Origin of the sequence: Sneathiella sp. (genome assembly GCF_002694385.1) — a bacterium.
In the GTDB taxonomy this organism is placed as follows: domain Bacteria; phylum Pseudomonadota; class Alphaproteobacteria; order Sneathiellales; family Sneathiellaceae; genus Sneathiella.
This window is the reverse complement of the sequence record NZ_NZMB01000022.1, coordinates 136,776-156,643: the sequence shown is the minus strand read 5'-3', so window position 1 is coordinate 156,643 and position 19,868 is coordinate 136,776. Positions and strand designations below refer to the sequence as shown.

The 19,868-nt window shown below is 55.1% G+C and carries 20 protein-coding genes; 11 read left to right on the top strand and 9 right to left on the bottom strand.

Annotated features, from left to right (window positions below; translation table 11 throughout):
* Nucleotides 1-128: 128 nt before the first annotated feature.
* Nucleotides 129-1,013: a NifU family protein gene (locus tag CMN55_RS15585; RefSeq protein ID WP_293950968.1), complete on the top strand. Its 885-nt coding sequence runs from the start codon at nucleotides 129-131 to the stop codon at nucleotides 1,011-1,013.
* Nucleotides 1,014-1,019: 6 nt separating this feature from the next.
* Here the strand turns inward: CMN55_RS15585 and CMN55_RS15580 are convergent, their stop codons facing one another.
* Both CMN55_RS15580 and CMN55_RS15575 read right to left on the bottom strand, forming a co-directional pair.
* Nucleotides 1,020-1,232, bottom strand: a complete 213-nt coding sequence (locus tag CMN55_RS15580; RefSeq protein ID WP_293950966.1) for a hypothetical protein — start codon at nucleotides 1,230-1,232, stop codon at nucleotides 1,020-1,022.
* 62 nt (nucleotides 1,233-1,294) lie between these two features.
* Nucleotides 1,295-1,765 (bottom strand): OsmC family protein, encoded by a 471-nt coding sequence (locus tag CMN55_RS15575; RefSeq protein ID WP_293950965.1) that lies wholly within the window; start codon nucleotides 1,763-1,765, stop codon nucleotides 1,295-1,297.
* Between the two features lie 140 nt (nucleotides 1,766-1,905).
* On the opposite strand from CMN55_RS15575, the gene CMN55_RS15570 reads away from it, so the two are divergent.
* From CMN55_RS15570 to CMN55_RS15560, 3 genes are all read left to right on the top strand, one after another.
* Complete coding sequence (locus CMN55_RS15570) at nucleotides 1,906-2,517, top strand: CDP-alcohol phosphatidyltransferase family protein (protein ID WP_293950963.1); 612 nt, start codon at nucleotides 1,906-1,908, stop codon at nucleotides 2,515-2,517.
* 70 nt (nucleotides 2,518-2,587) lie between these two features.
* Nucleotides 2,588-3,439, top strand: coding sequence for an MBL fold metallo-hydrolase (locus CMN55_RS15565; RefSeq protein ID WP_293950961.1), 852 nt, complete (start codon nucleotides 2,588-2,590; stop codon nucleotides 3,437-3,439).
* Nucleotides 3,440-3,487: 48 nt separating this feature from the next.
* Complete coding sequence (locus tag CMN55_RS15560) at nucleotides 3,488-4,126, top strand: glutathione S-transferase family protein (RefSeq protein WP_293950960.1); 639 nt, start codon at nucleotides 3,488-3,490, stop codon at nucleotides 4,124-4,126.
* 9 nt (nucleotides 4,127-4,135) lie between these two features.
* On the opposite strand, the gene bmt is transcribed toward CMN55_RS15560, so the two are convergent.
* The 4 genes from bmt to CMN55_RS15540 all read right to left on the bottom strand — a co-directional run bounded on the left by bmt (nucleotide 4,136) and on the right by CMN55_RS15540 (nucleotide 8,362).
* Nucleotides 4,136-5,092 (bottom strand): betaine--homocysteine S-methyltransferase, encoded by a 957-nt coding sequence (gene bmt, locus CMN55_RS15555; RefSeq protein WP_293950958.1) that lies wholly within the window; start codon nucleotides 5,090-5,092, stop codon nucleotides 4,136-4,138.
* A 60-nt stretch (nucleotides 5,093-5,152) separates the two neighbouring features.
* Nucleotides 5,153-5,587: a DUF4389 domain-containing protein gene (locus CMN55_RS15550; protein ID WP_293950957.1), complete on the bottom strand. Its 435-nt coding sequence runs from the start codon at nucleotides 5,585-5,587 to the stop codon at nucleotides 5,153-5,155.
* Between the two features lie 252 nt (nucleotides 5,588-5,839).
* Complete coding sequence (locus tag CMN55_RS15545) at nucleotides 5,840-7,027, bottom strand: pyridoxal-phosphate-dependent aminotransferase family protein (RefSeq protein ID WP_293950955.1); 1,188 nt, start codon at nucleotides 7,025-7,027, stop codon at nucleotides 5,840-5,842.
* A 93-nt stretch (nucleotides 7,028-7,120) separates the two neighbouring features.
* Nucleotides 7,121-8,362, bottom strand: coding sequence for a multidrug effflux MFS transporter (locus tag CMN55_RS15540; protein WP_293950953.1), 1,242 nt, complete (start codon nucleotides 8,360-8,362; stop codon nucleotides 7,121-7,123).
* A 266-nt stretch (nucleotides 8,363-8,628) separates the two neighbouring features.
* Here CMN55_RS15540 and CMN55_RS15535 point away from each other — a divergent pair, with 266 nt between their 5' ends.
* The 4 genes from CMN55_RS15535 to CMN55_RS15520 all read left to right on the top strand — a co-directional run bounded on the left by CMN55_RS15535 (nucleotide 8,629) and on the right by CMN55_RS15520 (nucleotide 13,015).
* Complete coding sequence (locus tag CMN55_RS15535) at nucleotides 8,629-10,005, top strand: MFS transporter (RefSeq protein WP_293950951.1); 1,377 nt, start codon at nucleotides 8,629-8,631, stop codon at nucleotides 10,003-10,005.
* A 20-nt stretch (nucleotides 10,006-10,025) separates the two neighbouring features.
* On the top strand, nucleotides 10,026-10,784 hold the full coding sequence (locus CMN55_RS15530) for an SDR family oxidoreductase (RefSeq protein ID WP_293950949.1): 759 nt from the start codon (nucleotides 10,026-10,028) through the stop codon (nucleotides 10,782-10,784).
* A 76-nt stretch (nucleotides 10,785-10,860) separates the two neighbouring features.
* On the top strand, nucleotides 10,861-11,709 hold the full coding sequence (locus tag CMN55_RS15525) for a pirin family protein (RefSeq protein WP_293950947.1): 849 nt from the start codon (nucleotides 10,861-10,863) through the stop codon (nucleotides 11,707-11,709).
* 76 nt (nucleotides 11,710-11,785) lie between these two features.
* Nucleotides 11,786-13,015 carry an NADH:flavin oxidoreductase/NADH oxidase family protein gene (locus CMN55_RS15520; protein ID WP_293950945.1) on the top strand — a complete coding sequence of 410 codons (1,230 nt, stop codon included), beginning with the start codon at nucleotides 11,786-11,788 and terminating at the stop codon, nucleotides 13,013-13,015.
* 99 nt (nucleotides 13,016-13,114) lie between these two features.
* Here the strand turns inward: CMN55_RS15520 and CMN55_RS15515 are convergent, their stop codons facing one another.
* The 3 genes from CMN55_RS15515 to msrA form a co-directional block, all read right to left on the bottom strand.
* Nucleotides 13,115-13,732, bottom strand: a complete 618-nt coding sequence (locus CMN55_RS15515) for a 2-hydroxychromene-2-carboxylate isomerase (RefSeq protein WP_366932090.1) — start codon at nucleotides 13,730-13,732, stop codon at nucleotides 13,115-13,117.
* Nucleotides 13,729-14,583, bottom strand: coding sequence for a DMT family transporter (locus tag CMN55_RS15510; RefSeq protein WP_293950941.1), 855 nt, complete (start codon nucleotides 14,581-14,583; stop codon nucleotides 13,729-13,731). The genes CMN55_RS15515 and CMN55_RS15510 overlap by 4 nt, the downstream gene beginning before the upstream one ends.
* A 243-nt stretch (nucleotides 14,584-14,826) precedes the next feature.
* Complete coding sequence (msrA, locus tag CMN55_RS15505) at nucleotides 14,827-15,468, bottom strand: peptide-methionine (S)-S-oxide reductase MsrA (protein ID WP_293950939.1); 642 nt, start codon at nucleotides 15,466-15,468, stop codon at nucleotides 14,827-14,829.
* 227 nt (nucleotides 15,469-15,695) lie between these two features.
* On the opposite strand from msrA, the gene CMN55_RS15500 reads away from it, so the two are divergent.
* The 3 genes from CMN55_RS15500 (at nucleotide 15,696) to CMN55_RS15490 (ending at nucleotide 19,867) form a co-directional block, all read left to right on the top strand.
* On the top strand, nucleotides 15,696-18,041 hold the full coding sequence (locus tag CMN55_RS15500; RefSeq protein WP_293950937.1) for a methyl-accepting chemotaxis protein: 2,346 nt from the start codon (nucleotides 15,696-15,698) through the stop codon (nucleotides 18,039-18,041).
* 357 nt (nucleotides 18,042-18,398) lie between these two features.
* On the top strand, nucleotides 18,399-19,157 hold the full coding sequence (locus tag CMN55_RS15495) for an ABC transporter ATP-binding protein (RefSeq protein ID WP_293950935.1): 759 nt from the start codon (nucleotides 18,399-18,401) through the stop codon (nucleotides 19,155-19,157).
* The gene (locus CMN55_RS15490; RefSeq protein ID WP_293950933.1) at nucleotides 19,154-19,867 is read left to right on the top strand and encodes an ABC transporter ATP-binding protein; all 714 of its coding nucleotides are present in this window, start codon (nucleotides 19,154-19,156) and stop codon (nucleotides 19,865-19,867) included. Before CMN55_RS15495 ends, CMN55_RS15490 begins: the two co-directional genes overlap by 4 nt.
* The last annotated feature ends 1 nt before the right edge of the window (nucleotide 19,868 follow it).

Sequence of the window (19,868 nt, the reverse complement as noted above, 5' to 3'; positions counted from 1 at the left end):
ATCCGGCAGGCTATTGCATCGCGCGTTCGATACCATATGTTATCATTGAGCCTTGTCGGGCAGCGGGTTTTCTGCTAGCTGACGGTGATCTTTTCAATGCCCTTTTGCGGAGGGGCGGGAGCGTGTAGATGTTCATCCAGACCCTGCCACATGAGAATGAAGACAGGATGAAGTTCATGCCGGGACGTCAGGTGCTGGCGTCGGGTTCCGTTCTGCTTGACGATGCGGAGGAGGCGCGCGTTCGCTCGCCGCTGGCCAAACGTCTGTTTGACATTCCGGGGATCAGGGCCGTTGAACTGGGCGAGGATTACGTCACGATCATCAAGCAGCCGGATGCGGAACAGAAAATCCTTTGGATACAGTTGAAGCCGATGGTTCTGGCTGCCATCATGGATCATTACATGAGCGGGATGCCGGTGCTGAACGGTGATACGCCGAAGACCAGCGGCAGCTATTCCGAGGATGATCAGAAGATTGTCGATGCCATTGTCGAGCTTGTCTCAACCCGCGTGCAGCCGCAGCTTGCCCAAGATGGCGGCGATGTCGCCTTTAAATCCTATGACCCGTCGGAAGGGCTTGTCACCCTTGAAATGGATAGCAGGGGGCTGTCAACCCCGGCGTTTGGCACCCAGATCAAGATTGAGAATACCCTCAAACACCACGTTCCGGAAGTAAAGCGCGTCCGGTTTGAACGGATGATTGACGAGGCGGCGGCAGAGACGACGGACCGGCCGGGGCTGCAAACGGATGAAGCCGAACGGATCCAGGTTCTTCTGGAAACCCGGATCAATCCGGCAATTGCGGCCCATGGCGGTTATATCAGCCTGATTGATGTACAGGGGGATACCGCCTATGTGGAAATGGCCGGTGGATGCCAGGGCTGCGGCATGGCGGATGCAACATTGAAACAGGGGATCGAGGTGGAAATCAAATCCGCGGTTCCAACGATTGAACGCGTCCTGGATGTCACCGATCATGCCGGTGGTACAAATCCTTATTATTCAGGATATTGAATAACGTCAATCGATGGCTTCAATCGCCTTGATGACAAAACCGCGATCGGCGCTGTATTTGCGACGCATCTTTTCCCATGCCTGTTCTATACTGACAGCATAAACATCGAAATAGTGCGTATCGGCCCAGCTGTCGGAAAGGTCCTTGTGATGTTCCCCTTCCTGGAGGGCGGCCAGTACTTCCTCATTGTAAATGGCCGCTTCAAATTTCAGTTGCATTTTTTATCTCGAAATATGGTTATTTATGGCGGCATATTTGCACAGCTATCCTTAAAAAAAGGTTATCTGGCATAGCTGACCGTCGGTTCATTCTGCACCGGAAAATTGACTGAGTTGGCAATGAAGCATTCCTGATGCGCCTCATGATGCAGCCTTGTTGCCCGCTCCAGGTCGCTGCCCTCACGGATTATCACGACCGGCTTCAGAAGAACTTCCGTAAACCGCATGACGCCATCGACAAAATCCATCTTGCCATAGGCATTATCAAAATACCCGGTAACGACGATATTCTTACGGGCGCAGAGAGCGAGGTAACTCAGCATATGACAGGCCGCGAGGGAGGCGATAAGCATATCTTCGGGGTTAAATCGGGTATCCGTGCCGAGAAAAGCGGTCGCTGCGGTTCCGGCAAGCACCGGGCGACCGGGAATAGAAACTTCATAATCGCGGGAATAGCTTCTGTAATCCGTCGTCGGGCCGTCGCTTGCACCGGTCCAGTCGAGACGGGCGATAAATTCATGGGGGTGTCGCATCTTCTCTCCCTCCGGATCCCCTTCACATTATCGGCATGCGGGGCAGAGCGCATTGCCTTGCCCGGCTCTGGCGAGTATGTCATTTTTCAAGACAATCTCATTCACGGCCAGCGCAGGCAAGAAGGTATTTCGTAAATCCGATGTTTGATGCAGCAATCCGGCAGATTATTGATCCGCCCCTGAATGCCACGGGCCGGAAAATGGCGAAGCTGGGCATTCCGGCGAATGCCGTCACGCTGACCGGCTTTGGAATTGGGCTGCTGGTCATTCCGCTTCTCGCATCGGAATATTACCTGTCGGCCCTTTTTATCATTCTGGTCAATCGCCTTGGTGACGGGCTGGACGGCGCCGTTGCGCGGCAGTCCCGGCTGACTGATTTTGGCGGCTATCTGGATATCATCTGCGATTTTATCTTTTACGCGGCCGTTGTCTTTGGCTTTGCTCTTGCCCAGCCGGAAAAAGCACTGGCGGCCGCATTTCTCATCTTCAGCTTTATGGGAACGGGGTCGACGTTCCTGGCTTACGCCATTCTGGCGGAACGGCACGGCATTTCAACAGCGATCCGCGGCCGCAAATCGCTTTACTATCTTGGTGGCCTGACGGAGGGAACGGAGACCATCGCCGCCTTCTGCCTGATGTGCGTCCTGCCGGAATATTTTGTGGAAATTGCAGTTATTTTCGGGGTTCTTTGCTGGGTCACGACGCTCACACGCATCTATGCCGCATGGGCAGCTTTTGGCAAGGGGCGCTGATCGGCTATTGTCCGTCGGGCCCGGGCCGTTATACTGTGTCGATATAAGAATGAAAAAGGGGGAGGCCGGAATGAACAGATGGCAGATCGGAGATGTCACGATCACCCGCGTCGTCGAGGTGGAGGCAACCGGCGGTACGCGTTTTATCCTGCCGCAGGCGACGCCGGAAGCGGTTGCGCCGCTGGACTGGATGGTACCGCATTTCGCAACCGCGGAAGGCCGCCTGATCATGAGCATTCATGCCCTGATCATTGACACGGGTTCGCGGAGGATCATCGTCGATACCTGCCTCGGCAATGACAAGGAGCGGAAAATCCCCGCCTGGAACATGTTGCAGACGAGTTTTCTCGCGGATCTGGAAGCGGCCGGTTATCCACGCGAAACTATTGATACGGTGTTGTGCACCCATCTGCATGTGGACCATGTTGGTTGGAACACGATGTTGGTGGATGGTGAATGGGTGCCGACTTTCCCCAACGCACGCTACTATTTCGGGGAGACCGAATGGAATCACTGGCGCGCGGTTCCGCAAGAGGAGTTTGGCGATGTCGTTGGCGATTCCGTGCAGCCGATTGTCGATGCAGGGCTTGCCGATCTTGTCGCCATGGATCACAAGGTTTGTGATGAAGTCAGCCTTTTCCCATCCCCCGGTCACACGCCCGGCCATGTCTGTGTGCGCATTCTATCAAAGGGGGAGGAAGCGGTCATTACCGGCGATAGCATGCATCACCCCTGCCAGATTGCGCATCCGGAATGGTCCAGTTCGGCCGATACGGACAAGGAGGCATCACGCCGCACGCGGGAGGATTTCCTCGCAAAATATGGCGATAGCGAAACATTGATCATCGGGACCCATTTCGCTGCTCCGACAGCGGGTCACCTGAAAAAAGACGAACAGGGGGCCTACTGGCTGAAAATCTGACGGTGCAGATCTGATCCGGGGCGCAAAACTGGATAAGGAAAAAAACACATGAAACTATATGACTTCCCCGGGCCGCCCAGCCCACGCCGCGTCCGTATTTTTCTTGCGGAAAAAGGTGTTGAGCTGGAAACAGTGAACGTCAATATCCGTGAAGGCGCCCAGTTCGCAGATGATTTCAAGAAGATGAACCCGCATTGCACCGTCCCGGTTCTGGAACTGGACGACGGTAGTTATATTTCTTCTATTGATGCCATCAACCGTTATCTGGAAGAAAAATTTCCTGAACCGCCTCTGTTCGGCCGGAACATGGAAGAGCGCGCGCATATCAATGACTGGTGTCATTACATCAATGTGAACGGTTTTATGGCGGTGGCGGAGTCGCTGCGTAATTCGGCGCCGTTCATGGTTGGCCGCGCCATTACAGGCCCGCGCAATATTGAACAGATACCGGCGCTGGCAGAACGGGGCCGCGAGCGGGTTCTCTATTTCTTCGAAGATTTGAACGCGCATCTTGAAGGCCGCGACTTCATGGTTGGTGACAGCTATTCCGTCGCGGATATCGGCGCGCTGGTCGTTGTCGATTTTGCAACCGGGATGGGCCGCATTGCCATGCCGGACGGGCTGGATCATCTGAAAAAATGGCACGCGGCTGTTTCCGCAAGACCAAGTGCAGCGGCCGGGAAATAATCCTCTTTATCAATACAGCATCAGGGGGCCGAATCTAGTCTCTATTTCCTGATGGGTGGGCGGTCGCTTCGGGCAATAGCCTTGAAGCGCATCGCCCATCGCTTTTATGTGCGCTGGCGTTGTCCCGCAGCATCCGCCGATAATCCGCGCACCGGCATCGGCGGCAAGTCGTGCATAGTCTCCCATCATATCCGGAGTTGTCGGGTATGAAAGCATGCTTTTCTTTATTTCCGGCAGGCCGCAATTCGCCTTGATCGTGAGGGTATCTCCCGTATTCGACTGCTTGCCGAATTCCAGCAGATGCAGAAGCGCCTCCCCGGGTCCGTTGCCGCAATTGCTGCCCCAGGCGGTGGGAGGAGGGGTTGCCGCGTGACAGATGGGCGGCAGGTCGGCCGGAATGAGGGGTTCACGGCCTTTCCCGCCGCCATGAAAGGACAGAGTGGCGATAACCGGAAGGCCCGTCGATTGCGCGGCGGCAAGGGCGGCTTGCAGCTCCACCCTGTCGGAGAAGGTTTCGAGCCAGAGAAGATCGACGCCTCCTTCCGCCAGCGCCTCCGCCTGCTGCCTGAAAAGACGTACCGCTTCATCAGGCTGCATTGCGCCGGTTGGGGTTATCTCGCATCCAAGCGGGCCGATGCTGCCCGCAACGATCATCTCTCTTTGCGCTGTCTTCGCAACGGATCTGGCAAGATGGGCCGCGGCGATGTTAAGAGTGCGCACATCCCCCGCCTTGTTGTGCCGTTGCAGGCGGCAGGCATTGGCGCCGAAACTGTTCGTCAGCAGGATGTCCGCGCCCGCCTCCACAAATTGCTGATGCAGATCGGTAATTTTCCGAGGCGCGCTTAAATTCCAGAATTCCGCCGCGTCCCCCGGTTTCAGGCCAACGGGAAACAGATTGGTCGCCATCGCCCCGTCCGCCAGCAGGATCGATTTCCGATCCAGCAGGCTCTGCAGCCTGTTTGTCATCGCTCACTCATTTAAGATGGTAGAGGGCATATGGTCTCCACTCTACCACAAGAACAGGTCTCAGCCAGAGGCGGCGGATGTATCAGTATCCGTATCGTCTGTCGGCTTTTTGCGGGTCGCGGGTTTTTTGCGTGGCGCCGGTTTGCTCTCCGGTTTTTCTTCCGGTGTCTCGGCGACAATGATTACATCATCTGCCGGTGTTGTCCCATCGGGACGGGGTGTTTCCGGCGGCCATGGTCCGACCGGGAAAGGTTTTTCGTCGCTGTGGTAGGACATATAGGCGACAATCTGCCGGTTATACTCGGCGAAGGAACTGCCAAACGCCTGCAATTGCCCGAACGGCTCGCCGCTCAGCAGCGTCTTGATAAATTGTACGACGGAAATTGCGAAGAGGACAAAATTGGCGAACCAATATATGACCCCGTAAAGGATCAGATAAATTAATCTTGTCCAAGTCGTATTTGATTTGACGTGGTTTTTGACATCGTCTGTCATATGTCGCACCCCTTGCAAGTTGTCTGTGCTTCACAGGCAACAATCCGCCCGCCGCTTCGTTAAAGCCAGCGTCGAACCTCAGCCTTCTAATCTAGATATTCCTTACCGGGGTTATCTTCAAGATGGGCTTCTTCTTTCATGATCACGTAAAAGTGTATGACAGGGCCAGGAATGCACGCATCGGCATACTCGGATTTTAACATCTATCCGCTTTCATATTCCGGCGAACGGCCCTTCGTCTTCACACTCCCATCAGTGTGGGACATTGTCTGCCAGAAAACCGATGGCCGCCTGCACGCCACCCTCTCCATGCGGAACACCAAGCGCGCGGAAGCTCATTTCAAGCGTTCCCAATGTTCCCAGCATCATGGGAGCGTTCAGATGCCCCATATGGGCGATGCGCAAGGCCTTGCCGCTCAGGACCGCGATCCCGAGCCCGATCACCAAGCCGCATTTTTCAAGACAATAATCATGAATGGCGGGAATCAGATCGCCATTGCGAAGGAGTACGGTGGTAACGGAGTTTGCCCGCTGCTCCGGTGCGGGAATGTTGAAAGACAGCTCCCCGGCTTCCGACCATTTGCTGACGGCGGCGCGGGTAGCGCCCGCCAGTAGCCGATGACGTTCGAATATGGCTTCGAGGCCTTCGCTACGGATCATATCGAATGATTTCTGCAGCCCGAACAGGTGGTGCACAGGCGGCGTCCCGGCATAGCTGCGGTAATGTTCGCTTGCCTGACGGGCGGTCCAGTCCCAGTAGGCTGTACGCAGATTGGCCGACTTGTGACATTCGAGCGCTTTGTCGCCGGCGACAACGAAGCTGACGCCGGGAGACATCATCAGGCCTTTCTGGCAGGCGGCAACGGTCACATCAACGCCCCAGTCATCCATGCGATAATCCATCGTGCCGAGAGAGGCGATGGTGTCCACCATGAAGAGAGCCCCGTGACCCGCATTGTCAATGGCCCGCCGCAGGGCGGAGATATCATTCATCACGCTGGAAGCGGTATCGACCTGCACCACCAGAACCGCTTTTATCTCGCCCTTGGTATCCGCCCTGAGACGGGCTTCGAGCAGGGCCGGATCAACCGCCTCATGATAGGTGCCGGGCAACACTTCGATATTAAGGCCAAGCATATTCCCGGCATCCCCCCAGCCTACGGCGAAGGAACCGCTTTCCAGCACGAGAACCTTGTCTCCCCGGCTCAGGACATTCGTAAGCGCCGCTTCCCAGGCGCCATGGCCATTGGCGATATATATAAAGGGCGTGCCAGAGGACCGGGTGATCATTTTCAGATCTTCCTTCAGCCGGTTTGTGATGTCGACCAGTTCACCTTTGCGGATGTCCACTGCGGGGCGATGCATGGCGGACAGCACTGCGTCCGGGACGGTGGTGGGACCCGGAATGCTCAAAAACTGGCGGCCGTTGCTGACACTCATGGCGTTACTTTCCTGATCTGAATTCCCAATTAAGGGGTAAGTTTATTCGCTTTTAATCGGCGGGCAATGGCAAATTTTCAGGGCCCCAGACATTCAGTTTATCCGGCTGCCTTGCCGTTCCCTGCCGGTCCGCTCCGTCCAGACCATAACGAGGATCGCGAGCAGCCCGAGAAGTGAAAGACTGACGGTCATGGGGATCAGCGTGCCGTTGAAAAGTTGCGCAATCACGGTGCCAAGACCCATCGACATGAAGGTCGTAAGCGATCCAATAACCGCGGCGGCAACTCCGGCAATATGGCCGAGGGGTTCCATCGCCAGCGCGTTGAAATTGCCAAACAGAATGCCGAAGCAAAAAAAGACGCCGGTCAGAAACACTACCAGGGACCAGAAGGGCGGGATCCCACCCCAGTAAAGGGTGAAGAGGGTGTACAGAATGGAAAAGGCCGTCAGCCCGGTAAGGGAGATCGAGGAAAGCCGGTACATTCCAAAGCGGACGACAAGGCGGGCGTTCAGAAAGGAGGAAATGCCGAGCGCAAGGGCAAGCGCACCAAAATAAACCGCAAACATATCGCCGACCTTGTAGACATCCTGAAAGATCTGCTGCGATATGGTGAGATATCCGAGAAAGGCGCTGAAAATCAGACCGGCAACAAGCGTGTAGCCGAAGGCGCTGCGGGTTTTGAAAACCTCTTGAACGGCGCGCCAGATGCGGCTGAGCGAAAGCGGAACACGCCGTTCGGGCGGCAATGTTTCCTGTTGCCGCAATCCGAACCAGACCAGCGTGGCGACCCCGAGAAGGAACAGCGCGAGAAAAATGATCCGCCAGTCGGCAACGAACAGGATAAGCTGGCCGAGCGATGGCGCCAGAACAGGCACCAGAATGAAAACCGTCATTACCAGCGAGACGAACCGCGCCATCTGGCGCCCTTCATACTGGTCGCGGATCAGGGCGAGAGAGACAATTCTCGGGGAGGCAACGCCAATTCCCTGCAAAAACCGGCCGATCAGCATCATGGTAAAATTGCTGGCAAAGACGGACAGCAGGCAGCCGGCAAGAAACAGGCCGAAACCGAAATATATAACAGGCTTTCGCCCGGTACTGTCGGAGATGGGGCCATAGAAAAGCTGCCCGATGGCAAGGCCGAGAAACAGTGCGGCGATAATATACTGACGATCATTCGGATTGGCCGCCCGCAAATCCGTACTGATTTCGGAAAGGGCCGGAAGCATGACGTCAATGGACAACGCGACCATTGATATCATGAGGGCGAGCAGGACGACCTGCTCGGCAAATCCGGGCTTTCCGGAGGGCGCGCTGTTTTCGTTACTCATCATTCCGGCTTTATGGTTTTTCAGGATCGCGGGGAACATGGCTTTCGGCCTGCGCGGCAGGCGGATCGCTCAATATGACGCGTATTATAGCCGACTTTTCCTAAGTCTGAATAGACTGTTTTTCATCAAACAGAATCTGGGATTTGGAAAATAAGCTGCCTTCGGGTAACCGGTGTGTTTTTCCATTTCCTAATACACGAATAGTAGTTAATCTCTTTCCATGCTGGTGGGAGTTTCCGGTTCAATATAACCAATAACAGGGAAGCGGCATGACTGGGGAAAATCAAATGCGGCCGCAAAGCGGCCTGAATGCGCTTCTGGCGCGCACGCCTTTCTTTTACGGCTGGGCTGTTGTGGCCATCATCTTCATTACAATGGGCATTGGCGTCAATGTACGAACGGCCTACTCATTGTTGTTTCCGGCTATTCTCAATGAATTCGGCTGGGACCGGGCGACAACGGCGGCGGCATTTTCCATTGGCTTTGTCGTTGGCGCGCTGCTCGCGCCCGTCATTGGCAAACTCCTTGAATTTATTGCGCCGCGTTTCATGATTTCGGCGTCGGCCATTCTGGTCAGTCTCGGGCTGGTGCTGTCCACGTTTGCAACCGAACCCTGGCATCTCTATCTGACACTGGGGATCCTTGTGGTCGGATCGGGGATCGTCATGACCTATGTTGGGCATTCCATGTTCCTGCCGAACTGGTTCCAGCGACGACGCGGACTCGCCGTCGGCATTGCTTTCTCGGGCGTTGGCATCGGCGCCATCATTCTGATGCCGATCATACAGGAGACGATCAGCGCCAATGGCTGGCGGGAAGCCTGCTGGCTGATGGCGGGTCTGCTGATGATCATCGTGCTGCCGCTCAATTTCTTTTTGCAGCGCAAGCAGCCATCCGATATCGGATTGCATCCTGACGGCGATTCCGCTCCCGGCGAGGCACAGACCGCCGCACAGCAGGCCGCCGCAGATCCGGTTGTTGATCATGGTTGGGTCAATACCGACTGGACATTGCCCAAAGCCGTGAAAACCGGCTGTTTCTGGTGGCTGGCGCTGGCCTGTGCCAGCGGTCTCTATGTCTGGTACGCTGTCCAGATTCACCAGACAAAATATCTGATTGAAATCGGTTTTTCGGATATTGCGGCGGCATCCGCCCTCGGACTTGTCGGGCTTGCCGGTGTGATCGGCCAGATCTATCTCGGCAATCTTTCTGACAAGGTCGGCCGGGAATGGGTCTGGACACTCTCCATGGCGGGATTTATTTTAAGTTGCATCCTGTTACTGGTCATGGAAAATGTACCGAGCGCCGTCATGATGTATGCCATGGTGATCCTGCAAGGTGGCTTGGGATATGGCGTGGCAACCGTTTTCGGCGCGATGCCGGCCGATCTGTTCCAGGGCCGGGGCTATGGCCTGATATTCGGGGTGGTCAGTACGCTGGCTCTTTTCGGTGGGGCAATCGGCCCATGGCTGACAGGCTTCTTTTATGATCAGGCAGGCAATTATCATCTGGCCTTTTATGTCATACTAGGCATGTCTGTGCTGTCGATTTTGTCCGTCTGGCTGGCGGCGCCGCGCAAGAAACGTCTCGTTGCCGGACAGGCCAGAAAACGGGCGATGATGCTTATGGCGGCGGAAAACAGGTAATGATGCGGTTAGGGTAGGGAATGGTTGAAAAGAGAAAGATTGCCGTTGTCACTGGCGCGGGCGCGGGCATTGGCCGGGCCGTTACGCTGAAACTTCTGAAAAGCGGATACAAAGTCGCACTCGCCGGGCGAAACCGCAAAACGCTTCAGGAAACGCTGGACCTCGCCGGGCCCGGCGCCGATCATGGTCTCGTGGTGCCGACGGATGTCTCAGATTCGAAGGCGGTCGATGCTCTGTTCAACATGGTGAAGGAGAAATTCGGTCGGCTCGATCTCTTGTTCAATAATGCCGGAGTTGGCGCCCCGCCAGTACCCGTGGATGAGCTTGCCATTGACGTTTGGCAGAATGTTGTGAATACCAATCTGAATGGCGCCTTCTATTGCGCGCGGGCAGCCTTCGGGATGATGCGACACCAGTCGCCCATGGGCGGGCGGATCATCAATAACGGTTCCATTTCAGCGCATGTTCCGCGGCCCTTCAGTATTGCATATACGGCCACCAAACACGCAGTCACCGGTATTACCCGGACCTTGTCACTGGACGGACGAGCCTATAACATTGCCGTTGGCCAGATTGATATCGGCAATGCGGCGACCCCCATGACAAAGGCCATGCAGCAGGGGGTGTTGCAGGCCAATCTGTCGGTTGCCGCTGAGCCGGTGATGGATGTGGAGAATGTCGCCTCTGCCGTTCTTTACATGGATGGCCTGTCACTGGACGCGAATGTTCAGTTCATGACCATCATGGCGACAAATATGCCCTATATCGGCAGGGGATGAGCGGGGTTTGAAATTTGCAAAAGAGTACCTATATCTGGAACAATCGTTCCAAAATAGCGTATGAAAGGTTAGTCCAATGTCCAGGATTCGTGAAGTCAGCCGTGTTATCCTCTCGCAGGTAGCCTCCGACGGTGCTGGCGTAAAGCTGCGCCGTTCCATCGGCGGCAGTCAGATAGCGGATCTGGACCCTTTTCTGCTGCTGGATAATTTCGGTACTGAAAACCCGGACGAATATATCGCCGGCTTTCCCTGGCATCCGCACCGCGGGTTTGAAACCGTGACCTATATGATCGATGGCCTGATGCGCCATAAGGATTCAATGGGTTCGGAAGGTGTTCTTGGCCCCGGCAGCGTGCAATGGATGACCGCCGGTCACGGCATCATCCATTCGGAAATGCCGGAGCAGGAGGAAGGCCGTATGAGCGGGTTTCAGCTCTGGGTCAATCTGCCGGCGAAAGACAAGATGTGCGCTCCCCGGTATCAGAATATCGATCCGGAGAATGTACCGTCGGTCAAACTCGATGGTGTCGATCTTCGCATTATTGCCGGGTCTGTCGAAGGACCTGACGGTGTTGTTTCGGGGCCGGTGACCGGTGTTGCGACGGATCCCGTCTATCTTGACGTGACCCTTGCGCCGGGTGGCAGCTTTGAACATGCCATCCCCGAAGGACATACGGCTTTCGTCTATGTTTTTGACGGAACCGTCGCGGTCAGCGGCAAGGAAGTGGAACAGCATCATCTGGCCATTCTTTCCGACGGCAATCATGTGAGGCTGACCAGCGACAAGGGTGGGCGCGCCATTCTGGTTGCCGGGAGACCGCTTGGTGAACCGGTTGCCCGTTATGGCCCGTTCGTCATGAATACGCCTGCGGAAATCCAGAAGGCTGTCCGTGACTTTCAGACAGGCAACTTTTTGATGCACTGACAATATGAACCGGGGATGGCATGCGCTTTCCCCGGTTTTGTTGTCATAACGAAAAATAACAAACAGGGATAACAGTATGACCGTTGAAATTTCTTCCCCAATCCGGCTCGCCTGTGGCGTGTCGGTCAAAAACCGTATTGCAAAAGCGCCGATGACAGAGGGGCTGGCCGACCCAATGAACCGGGCGACGGATCGGCATGTTCGCCTTTATCGCAAATGGGCGGAAGGGGGCGCCGGTATTCTGGTGACCGGAAATGTTCAGGTGGATCGCCGGTATCTGGAGCGGCCGGGCAATGTTGTGGTTGACCGGAATGGGGGCCTTGAAGAGCTTCGTGCTTTTGCGGCGGCGGGGACCGTCAACAATACGCTTCTTTTTATGCAGATCAGCCATGCCGGAAGACAAACGCCGGTGCGGGTGAACCCGCATCCCGTGGCGCCCTCCGATATTGGCCTGGCGTTGCCGGGTAACGCCTTTGGCGTGCCGCGCGCCCTGGAGCATGAGGAGATTGAGGATATCATCCGCCGCTTTATCCATGTGGCGGAAGTTGCAAAGGAAACCGGCTTTTCCGGTGTGCAGCTACATGCGGCGCATGGTTATCTGATCTCGGAATTTCTGTCGCCGCTTGCCAATCGGCGGACGGATCAATGGGGTGGAAGCCTTGAAAACCGGGCGCGGCTGTTGCGCCGGATTGTGCAGGGTGTCCGTGCGGCCATGGGACCCGCGTATCCGATTTCGGTAAAGCTCAATTCATCTGATTTCCAGAAGGGCGGGTTTGATCTGGAAGACTGTTTGCAGGTGGTCAAATGGCTGGAGGAGGACAGCGTTGATCTGCTTGAAGTTTCCGGCGGCAATTATGAAAACCCGGCCATGATGATCGGTACGCGGGGAAAAGATGAAATTCGCGACAGCACCATCGCGCGGGAGGCCTATTTCCTTGAATATGCCAAAAGCATCCGAGCAGCGACGACGATCCCGCTGATGGTGACGGGCGGGTTTCGCAGTCGGGCCGTCATGGATGCAGCCTTGCAGAGTGGGGCGGTGGATATTATCGGCATTGGCCGACCTATGTGTGTCGATCCCGATGCGCCGAACCATCTGCTCTCTTCAGCGGAGGCGAGTGCGGTTGCCTATGAGCAGAATATCTCTCCTTCCAAGGCGGCACTGGGATGGTTTTGCCTGAATATCATTCGCCTTGCCGATGGGAAAGAACCAGACCGGGAGATGAGCGGGATGGACGCGATCACGGCCTATCTCGCAAATGAGGAGGCAACGGCGGCAGCGCTTGAGGATTATAATATAAATTAACCGGTTAATTTATATTGCTTGGATATCCTAAATTACCACCTGATGACATCATGCGGCGTCCCCTTTTACGGGGACGTCGCGTCATTGATTTGCAGTGACCTATTTTCGCCGCATGATTTCCCGCTCAACCGCTTCAAGACGGTCCTTGCCGAAATACATTTCATCGCCAACGAAAAAAGTTGGTGCGCCGAAGCAGCCCCGTTCGGCGGAGCTGCTGGTGTTGGCGATCAGCTTGTCTTTCACCGACTGTTCCTGTATCCGCTCCAGTATATGCGCGCCGTTGAGCCCCGCCGCATCGAGGGTTTCAATGATGACGGCGGGGTTGTCCATCTTTTTGCCGTCTTCCCACATGGCGGTCAGCATGGCGTCCACATATGCAGGCGCATAGCCTTCTTCCTCCGCCACGATGGCGCCGCGCATCATCTGCACGGTATTGACAGGGAAATGCGGGTTCATCCGGAATTTTGCGAGGCCGTGCTCCTTTATGAAGCGCTGCATTTCAAGGCGCATATATGCCATCTTGTGCGGAATGTCCGCGAACTGCTGGATCGGCGAGATATTGTTGGTCAGCTTAAAAACGCCGCCCAGAAGAATCGGGAAATAGGTGAATGAAACGCCAGTGCGCTTTTCAATGCCGGGAATGACCTTGTGCGCCAGATAACAGTTGGGGCTTCCAAAATCGTAGTGATATTCAACTTTCAACGTTCCCTCCCTCATATGTCAGCTATGCGTCTCTCGCGCTCCAATCGGCTGCGTCTCAACTCCCTGTGAGATATATAGGTAGCCGATCCAATAATCACAGCGCCGCCGATCAGAACGAAAGGATCGAGCGGATCTCCAAACAACAGAATGCCGAGGATCGTGGCCCAGATCAATTGCAGGAAATTGAGCGGCTGGGTCAGCGTGATGGGGGCCGCCTGAAGGGCCCGTGTCATTGTATAATGGCCAAGCGTGGCGACCACTGCCGCGAGCGCGAGCCACAGGAACTGTTCCAAAGTCGGTGTTTGCCATTGAATAATGGTGGCCGGGATGAGCGTGATCGTGCAACCGACAGACAGCATTCCAACGATGATGGTCGAGCTTTGCGTTTCCGTCAGCTTTTTGGCGATGACAAAGGACGCGGCAAAAAGCGGCGCCGCACAAAGCTGAGCGATCTGGCCCAGATTAATGTCCTGAAAACCGGGCCGGAGAATGATCAAAGTTCCAAGAATGCCGCAGAGCACGCCAAGTATACGCGGTAGCTGTAGCCGTTCCCCGAGGAAAAGCGCGGCGCCGATGGTGATAAAAATAGGAGAGACGTAACCGATAGCCGTCACCTCGGCCATGGGTATATGCGCCATGGCGTAAAACCACAGGGCAACGCCAATGCCGTGAAACAGCCCCCGCAGCAGGAACAATCCGGTATCTTTTCGACTGACATATCCTGGCCAATTTTTGATAACCATTGGCAGGATAATCAGGGTGCCAAGGAAATAGCGTAGAAACGCGGACTCCGCTGCGGGGAGCGCCCCGCCGAGATAGCGAACAATCCCGTTCATGGCGACGAACAGGAAAGTCGTCAGAATCATCCAGGATATCCCCTGCAGGGTCGTGCTGTTCTTAAGGGAATCAGAAATTGTCACCTGCGTGCCTTTTCTTATCATTATTAGGACGCCATGTTGACGACCCTGGCCCGATTTCAACTGTATTATTTCAAAGCATTCTAAATCGCGCCTCCGGCTTTGACCACATTATTTAATGTTGTTGAGAATTTACACGGATTTGTCCCCTTCCGGAGACTTGATTTATGGAGCGGAATAGGCGCGGTCAGATCAATTCATCAATATTCCCCGGTGCGCCTCCTTCCCCCAGAGCTCTTCAACTCGTGCGTCCCGGCCACAGCTAAAGCGGTAGTATTTATAACGGATAGGGTTTTTGTTGTAATAGTCCTGATGGTAATCTTCAGCCGGGTAGAATGTCGTCGCGTGCCGGATTGCTGTTACGACAGTGTGGGGGAGCTTCCCGGACTGTTCCAGCGTCACTTTCGATTGGGTTGCAATGTCATTTTGTGCATCGGATATTGTGAAAATAGCTGTTTTATAGCTTTCACCCCGGTCGCAGAACTGGCCGCCGTCATCAGTGGGATCGACGCTTCGCCAGAATATGTCCAGCAGCTTGTCATAAGAAATGGTGGCGGGATCAAAAGTGATTTTTACCGCTTCAATATATCCGGTCCCGCCTGCGGATACTTGCTTGTAGGTGGGGTTGGGCGTCTCTCCGCCGATATATCCGGATACCGTTGATACAACGCCTGGGACATGATCGAAGTCAGATTCCACACACCAGAAACACCCACCTGCGAGGATGGCTGTTTCCTCCGCCGCGTAGCTTTGTGAAGACGGCAGGAAAGCCGCCAAAAGAAACAGCATTGCCGTGAATGTGGTTGATAAAGCGGGAAATAATGCCTGTCGCATAGAGGGGATCCATCTAAATGTTGCAGATATAGGGAATTGTGGTGCAGCGGAGACGGAAAGGCCAGCCGATAAAATCGAAATTCCATCACAATGCCGTAGAAGCCCTCCCCGTTGCTCGTGACGGGAGAGGGACCTCCCCCCGGATGTATTTGGTTTTTATAACCTCTTGTTAATTTTTCTTCGCTAATAGTCGGTTATGAAGACAACCATCGGGAGTTTCGGTTACTATGTTCGGGATAATAAAAAAACAGTGGTTCAAGGGTTTAAAGGCGTCCGCCTCCGGCAAAAAACCGGTTTCCGGTGACGCGAAATTTGGCATCGGTCCCCGTCTGATCGCCTCATTCTCGATCGTTGCCGTCCTGACGGTTGCCATCTCCGTTGTGAGTTGGTTCAGCCTTGACAGGCTGACGGCGGCAGAGAAAGATCTGATAGAACAGAAGCTCCCGGCAATCACGCTGGCCCTCAATCTCGCCAATGAAACCACAGCGCTTACTGCTGCAACGCCGCAGCTTAGTGGCGCGATGAGCGAGGCGGAACGCCTCCAGAGCTATAAGCGTATTACAGTCGCCGCCAACCAGGCGACTGAACGGCTTGATGCGCTGCGTCAGTATATGGATGACAACACCTCTTTGCAGGAAATCAGCAACGGGCTGGTTCAGATTCAGGACAGCCTGACCCGGTTGAATGATCAGGTGGATACGCGCCTTAAGCTTGCCGCGCGTCTTGAGACGGTTACACCGAAGCTGGAAGAAGCCCGTGAAGTTCTCGATACAGGGCTGACTCCATTTTTGCTTCCGCTGCGGTTGCGGATGATCCAGAATTCCGACCAGTGGAGCGATACGCTGACTACGGCGCTCGAACAGGCCGCCAATGGCGTTAAGCCTGAATATAATACGTCCAGCCTGTCGACAGAAGCAATGAGTGTTCTGTCCTTGCAGGAAGATGTTTTCACATTCAAGAGCAGCGGGTTCCAGATGCTCAATCTGCTGGCCGCAGGCGCACAGGCGACGACGATAGAGGGGGTGCGTGATTTCGAAGCCGTTTTCCTTGCCTCCATCTCCACCATGGGTGGGCCGCTAAGTTCCATTGAAGAACAGACCGGTGCCGACAAATCCAAACAACTGTCCAGCCTGTTTCAGGAGTTTCTTGAAATGGGTGTGAAGGATAACAGCGATACATCCGTCAATGTTTTCCAGACACGTGTGCAGGAGCTTGAGGCGGCGCTGGCGGCCGATAAGATCGTCGATGAAAGCCAGTTTCTGGCTGGCGCCCTTGTGCAGAATGTTCATACCTTCACATCGGAAGTACAGGGGTCATTTGCCACCGCGACGGCTGCTAATCAGCAGTTGGCCGATACGACGAAAATTACGCTTATCATCTGTGCAGTGAGCGCCTTGCTGGTGACCATTCTCATCGGGTTGTTCTATATACGCCGGAATATCATCCGGAGGCTGCTATTGCTCGTCGCGTCTGCGGATCGCCTGTCACAGGGGGATCTGAATGCCGAAATTTATCGGGACGGCAGGGACGAGATTGCCCGGATGGGTCGCGCGCTGGTCGGCTTCCGGGATACGGCGCGGGATGCTGAAAAGGCACGCAACGAAGCCGAAGAAGAACGGCGCAAGCGCGAAGAGGAAAAGAGCCGCAGTGAAGCGGAACAGCGGGAAACGGAGCGGGCGGCCCGGGAAGAGCGCGAGCGTCTGGCCCGTGAAGCGAATGAAACCAAGGAGCAGGAGCGTAACCAGCTGGCGGATACCTTTGAAGGCAGCGTCAAGCATCTCGTCGAGAAATTTGCCGCCGCGGCTGCGGAAATGTCAAAAATGTCGAAATCCATGTCCGTATCGGCGGATGACACGGCCGGGCGCACCACGACGGTTGCCTCCGCCTCGGATCTTGCGACTTCCAGTGTGAATGCCGTTGCAACCGCGACGGAAGAGCTGACGGCTTCTATTAGTGAAATCAGCCGTCAGGTCAGCGATGCCGCCTCCATTGCCGGCGAGGCCGTGTCGGAAGCCGAGAGGACAAATATGATGGTGACGTCGCTGAACGAGGCGGCGTCCCGGATTGGCGCAGTGGTTGATCTGATCAACAACATTGCCGGACAGACCAATCTCCTCGCTCTGAACGCCACGATCGAGGCCGCCCGGGCGGGTGATGCCGGCAAGGGCTTTGCGGTTGTCGCCAGCGAGGTTAAGAATCTTGCTGCCCAGACGGCGCGGGCAACGGAAGAAATTTCCGAACAGATCAAGGCCGTTCAGGAAGAGACGGGCAATGCGGTTGGCGCGATTGGCGGAATTACCCAGACTATCGGCAAAATCAACAGCATCGCGACCATGATCTCCGCGGCGGTGGAAGAGCAGGGGGCAGCGACCGACGAGATTTCACGTAGCGTCCGTCAGGCGGCGGACGGCGCGCAGGAAGTGTCGCAGAATATCAATCTGGTGAAAGATGCCGCTGTGTCCACCGGGGAAACCGCCCAGGAAGTACAAGGTGTCTCCAATGAACTCGCAAAAGAGGTAATGGATCTTGATCGGGAGGTTGAAGGCTTCCTGAAAAAGATACGCGCAAAATAAGTAATCAGGTAATTTATATTATTACTTGTTTATGCTTATATAAGTTTAATGGGCCGCTTTACTATTTGATATGCGAATATTTCTTAGTAAAGCGGCCCATTGTAAATGATTGAAAATCAAACGGTTTAAAGCCGGGGCGATAAATTTTCCTCTAGCCAAACAAAAAAATATCAGGCACAGTTACCCGCAAATAACGAATAAAGAACGTTTTTAACTGGGAGGGTGGACGCCTAGGCGTCCGGAAGCGTTTCATATGTCGTGTGATATGCATCTGGAAGCGTATGCATCCATAAGCTGTGATTGGAAAAAAATTTAAACCTTGAAACATCTGCGGATGTTTCGGCGTCAAATGCCCTTATGAGTGTCCGGGATGTCAGTGTGCATTTCGGCGGCATTGTCGCCCTTGATGGCGTCTCATTTGATATTGCTCCAGGCCAGATCGTCGGATTGATCGGGCCGAATGGGGCGGGAAAGACGACGCTTTTCAACTGTATCAGCCGACTTTATAACGTCAATTTCGGGGATATCCTGTTCTGCGGGGAATCAATCCTGAAAAGTCCGGTCCATAAAATGAGCTCAATCGGGATTGGCCGGACGTTTCAGAATCTTGCCCTGTTTTCCAACCTGAGCGTTCTCGACAATATCATGATTGGCGGGCATTCAACGGCAAAGTCGGACTATCTCAGCAATGCCCTGCATCTACCCTGGACCCGGCGGGAAGAGCGGGAGTTGCGGCGCCGGGCATTGGAAATGCTGCGTTTCATGGAGTTGGAAGATACCGCGCTTCATCGCATCGGGGATCTGTCCTTTGGTATCCAGAAACGGCTGGAGGTTGCCCGGGCGTTGCTCGGGCGGCCGAAACTCCTGCTGATGGACGAACCGGCGGGCGGCCTCAACCACAATGAACTTTCCCTGCTTGTCGATACGATCCGCCGGATCCGGGATGAATTCGGCACCACGGTCCTGCTGGTGGAACATCATATGGGGCTGGTGATGGAAGTGTCCGAAAAGGTCATCGCCCTCAATTTCGGACGAAAGCTTGCCGAAGGGGCGCCAGCGGACATTCAGCGTCATCCCGATGTGATTGAGGCTTATCTGGGGACGGGCAAAAAATGAGTCATTTACTTGAGGTAAAAGGGCTGCATGCCTCCTATGGGCCGACAAATGTACTAAACGGGCTGGATTTCAGCCTGGAAAAAGGCGGCGTGACGACCATTCTGGGCGCCAATGGCGCCGGCAAAACCACAACTTTGCGGGCGATCAGCGGCATGGTGACCCGGAGCGGGGAAATCAAGCTGGAAGAAACAGATATCGGCGCTATGGCGACAGCGGATATTACCCGGCAGGGGATAGCGCATGTACCGGAGGGGCGCGGCACCTTCGTCCGCATGTCGACGGAGGATAATCTCAATCTTGGCGCCTATAGCCGGAATGACAAGGCTGGAATTGCTGAAGATATCGAGCGGGTATACAGCTATTTTCCGATTTTGAAGCAACGGCGGACCCAGCAGGCGGGAACGCTGAGCGGCGGGGAAGCGCAGATGCTGGCCGTTGGTCGGGCGCTGATGCTGCGGCCGCGGCTGTTGCTGCTGGACGAGCCCTCTTTCGGCCTGGCGCCGCTGATTGTCCAGGAACTGTTCGCCATCCTCAAACGGATCAATGTCGAGGAAGGGGTGAGCATGCTGCTGGTCGAGCAGAACGCGGCGCTGGCGCTTGAGATGGCGGATCATGCCTATCTTCTGGAAACCGGAAATATTGTCATTTCGGGAACCTCGCAGTCCATTCTGGAAAATGAGACCGTTCGCCGGTCCTACTTAGGATATTAGG

What these genes read in the sequence shown, in the direction of transcription:
- CMN55_RS15585 (WP_293950968.1), top strand. Translation starts at nt 129, where the DNA reads ATGTTCATCCAGACCCTGCCACATGAGAATGAAGACAGGATGAAGTTC.
- CMN55_RS15580 (WP_293950966.1), bottom strand. Translation starts at nt 1,232, where the DNA reads ATGCAACTGAAATTTGAAGCGGCCATTTACAATGAGGAAGTACTGGCC.
- CMN55_RS15575 (WP_293950965.1), bottom strand. Translation starts at nt 1,765, where the DNA reads ATGCGACACCCCCATGAATTTATCGCCCGTCTCGACTGGACCGGTGCA.
- CMN55_RS15570 (WP_293950963.1), top strand. Translation starts at nt 1,906, where the DNA reads ATGTTTGATGCAGCAATCCGGCAGATTATTGATCCGCCCCTGAATGCC.
- CMN55_RS15565 (WP_293950961.1), top strand. Translation starts at nt 2,588, where the DNA reads ATGAACAGATGGCAGATCGGAGATGTCACGATCACCCGCGTCGTCGAG.
- CMN55_RS15560 (WP_293950960.1), top strand. Translation starts at nt 3,488, where the DNA reads ATGAAACTATATGACTTCCCCGGGCCGCCCAGCCCACGCCGCGTCCGT.
- bmt (WP_293950958.1), bottom strand. Translation starts at nt 5,092, where the DNA reads ATGACAAACAGGCTGCAGAGCCTGCTGGATCGGAAATCGATCCTGCTG.
- CMN55_RS15550 (WP_293950957.1), bottom strand. Translation starts at nt 5,587, where the DNA reads ATGACAGACGATGTCAAAAACCACGTCAAATCAAATACGACTTGGACA.
- CMN55_RS15545 (WP_293950955.1), bottom strand. Translation starts at nt 7,027, where the DNA reads ATGAGTGTCAGCAACGGCCGCCAGTTTTTGAGCATTCCGGGTCCCACC.
- CMN55_RS15540 (WP_293950953.1), bottom strand. Translation starts at nt 8,362, where the DNA reads ATGATGAGTAACGAAAACAGCGCGCCCTCCGGAAAGCCCGGATTTGCC.
- CMN55_RS15535 (WP_293950951.1), top strand. Translation starts at nt 8,629, where the DNA reads ATGACTGGGGAAAATCAAATGCGGCCGCAAAGCGGCCTGAATGCGCTT.
- CMN55_RS15530 (WP_293950949.1), top strand. Translation starts at nt 10,026, where the DNA reads ATGGTTGAAAAGAGAAAGATTGCCGTTGTCACTGGCGCGGGCGCGGGC.
- CMN55_RS15525 (WP_293950947.1), top strand. Translation starts at nt 10,861, where the DNA reads ATGTCCAGGATTCGTGAAGTCAGCCGTGTTATCCTCTCGCAGGTAGCC.
- CMN55_RS15520 (WP_293950945.1), top strand. Translation starts at nt 11,786, where the DNA reads ATGACCGTTGAAATTTCTTCCCCAATCCGGCTCGCCTGTGGCGTGTCG.
- CMN55_RS15515 (WP_366932090.1), bottom strand. Translation starts at nt 13,732, where the DNA reads ATGAGGGAGGGAACGTTGAAAGTTGAATATCACTACGATTTTGGAAGC.
- CMN55_RS15510 (WP_293950941.1), bottom strand. Translation starts at nt 14,583, where the DNA reads ATGATTCTGACGACTTTCCTGTTCGTCGCCATGAACGGGATTGTTCGC.
- msrA (WP_293950939.1), bottom strand. Translation starts at nt 15,468, where the DNA reads ATGCGACAGGCATTATTTCCCGCTTTATCAACCACATTCACGGCAATG.
- CMN55_RS15500 (WP_293950937.1), top strand. Translation starts at nt 15,696, where the DNA reads ATGTTCGGGATAATAAAAAAACAGTGGTTCAAGGGTTTAAAGGCGTCC.
- CMN55_RS15495 (WP_293950935.1), top strand. Translation starts at nt 18,399, where the DNA reads ATGAGTGTCCGGGATGTCAGTGTGCATTTCGGCGGCATTGTCGCCCTT.
- CMN55_RS15490 (WP_293950933.1), top strand. Translation starts at nt 19,154, where the DNA reads ATGAGTCATTTACTTGAGGTAAAAGGGCTGCATGCCTCCTATGGGCCG.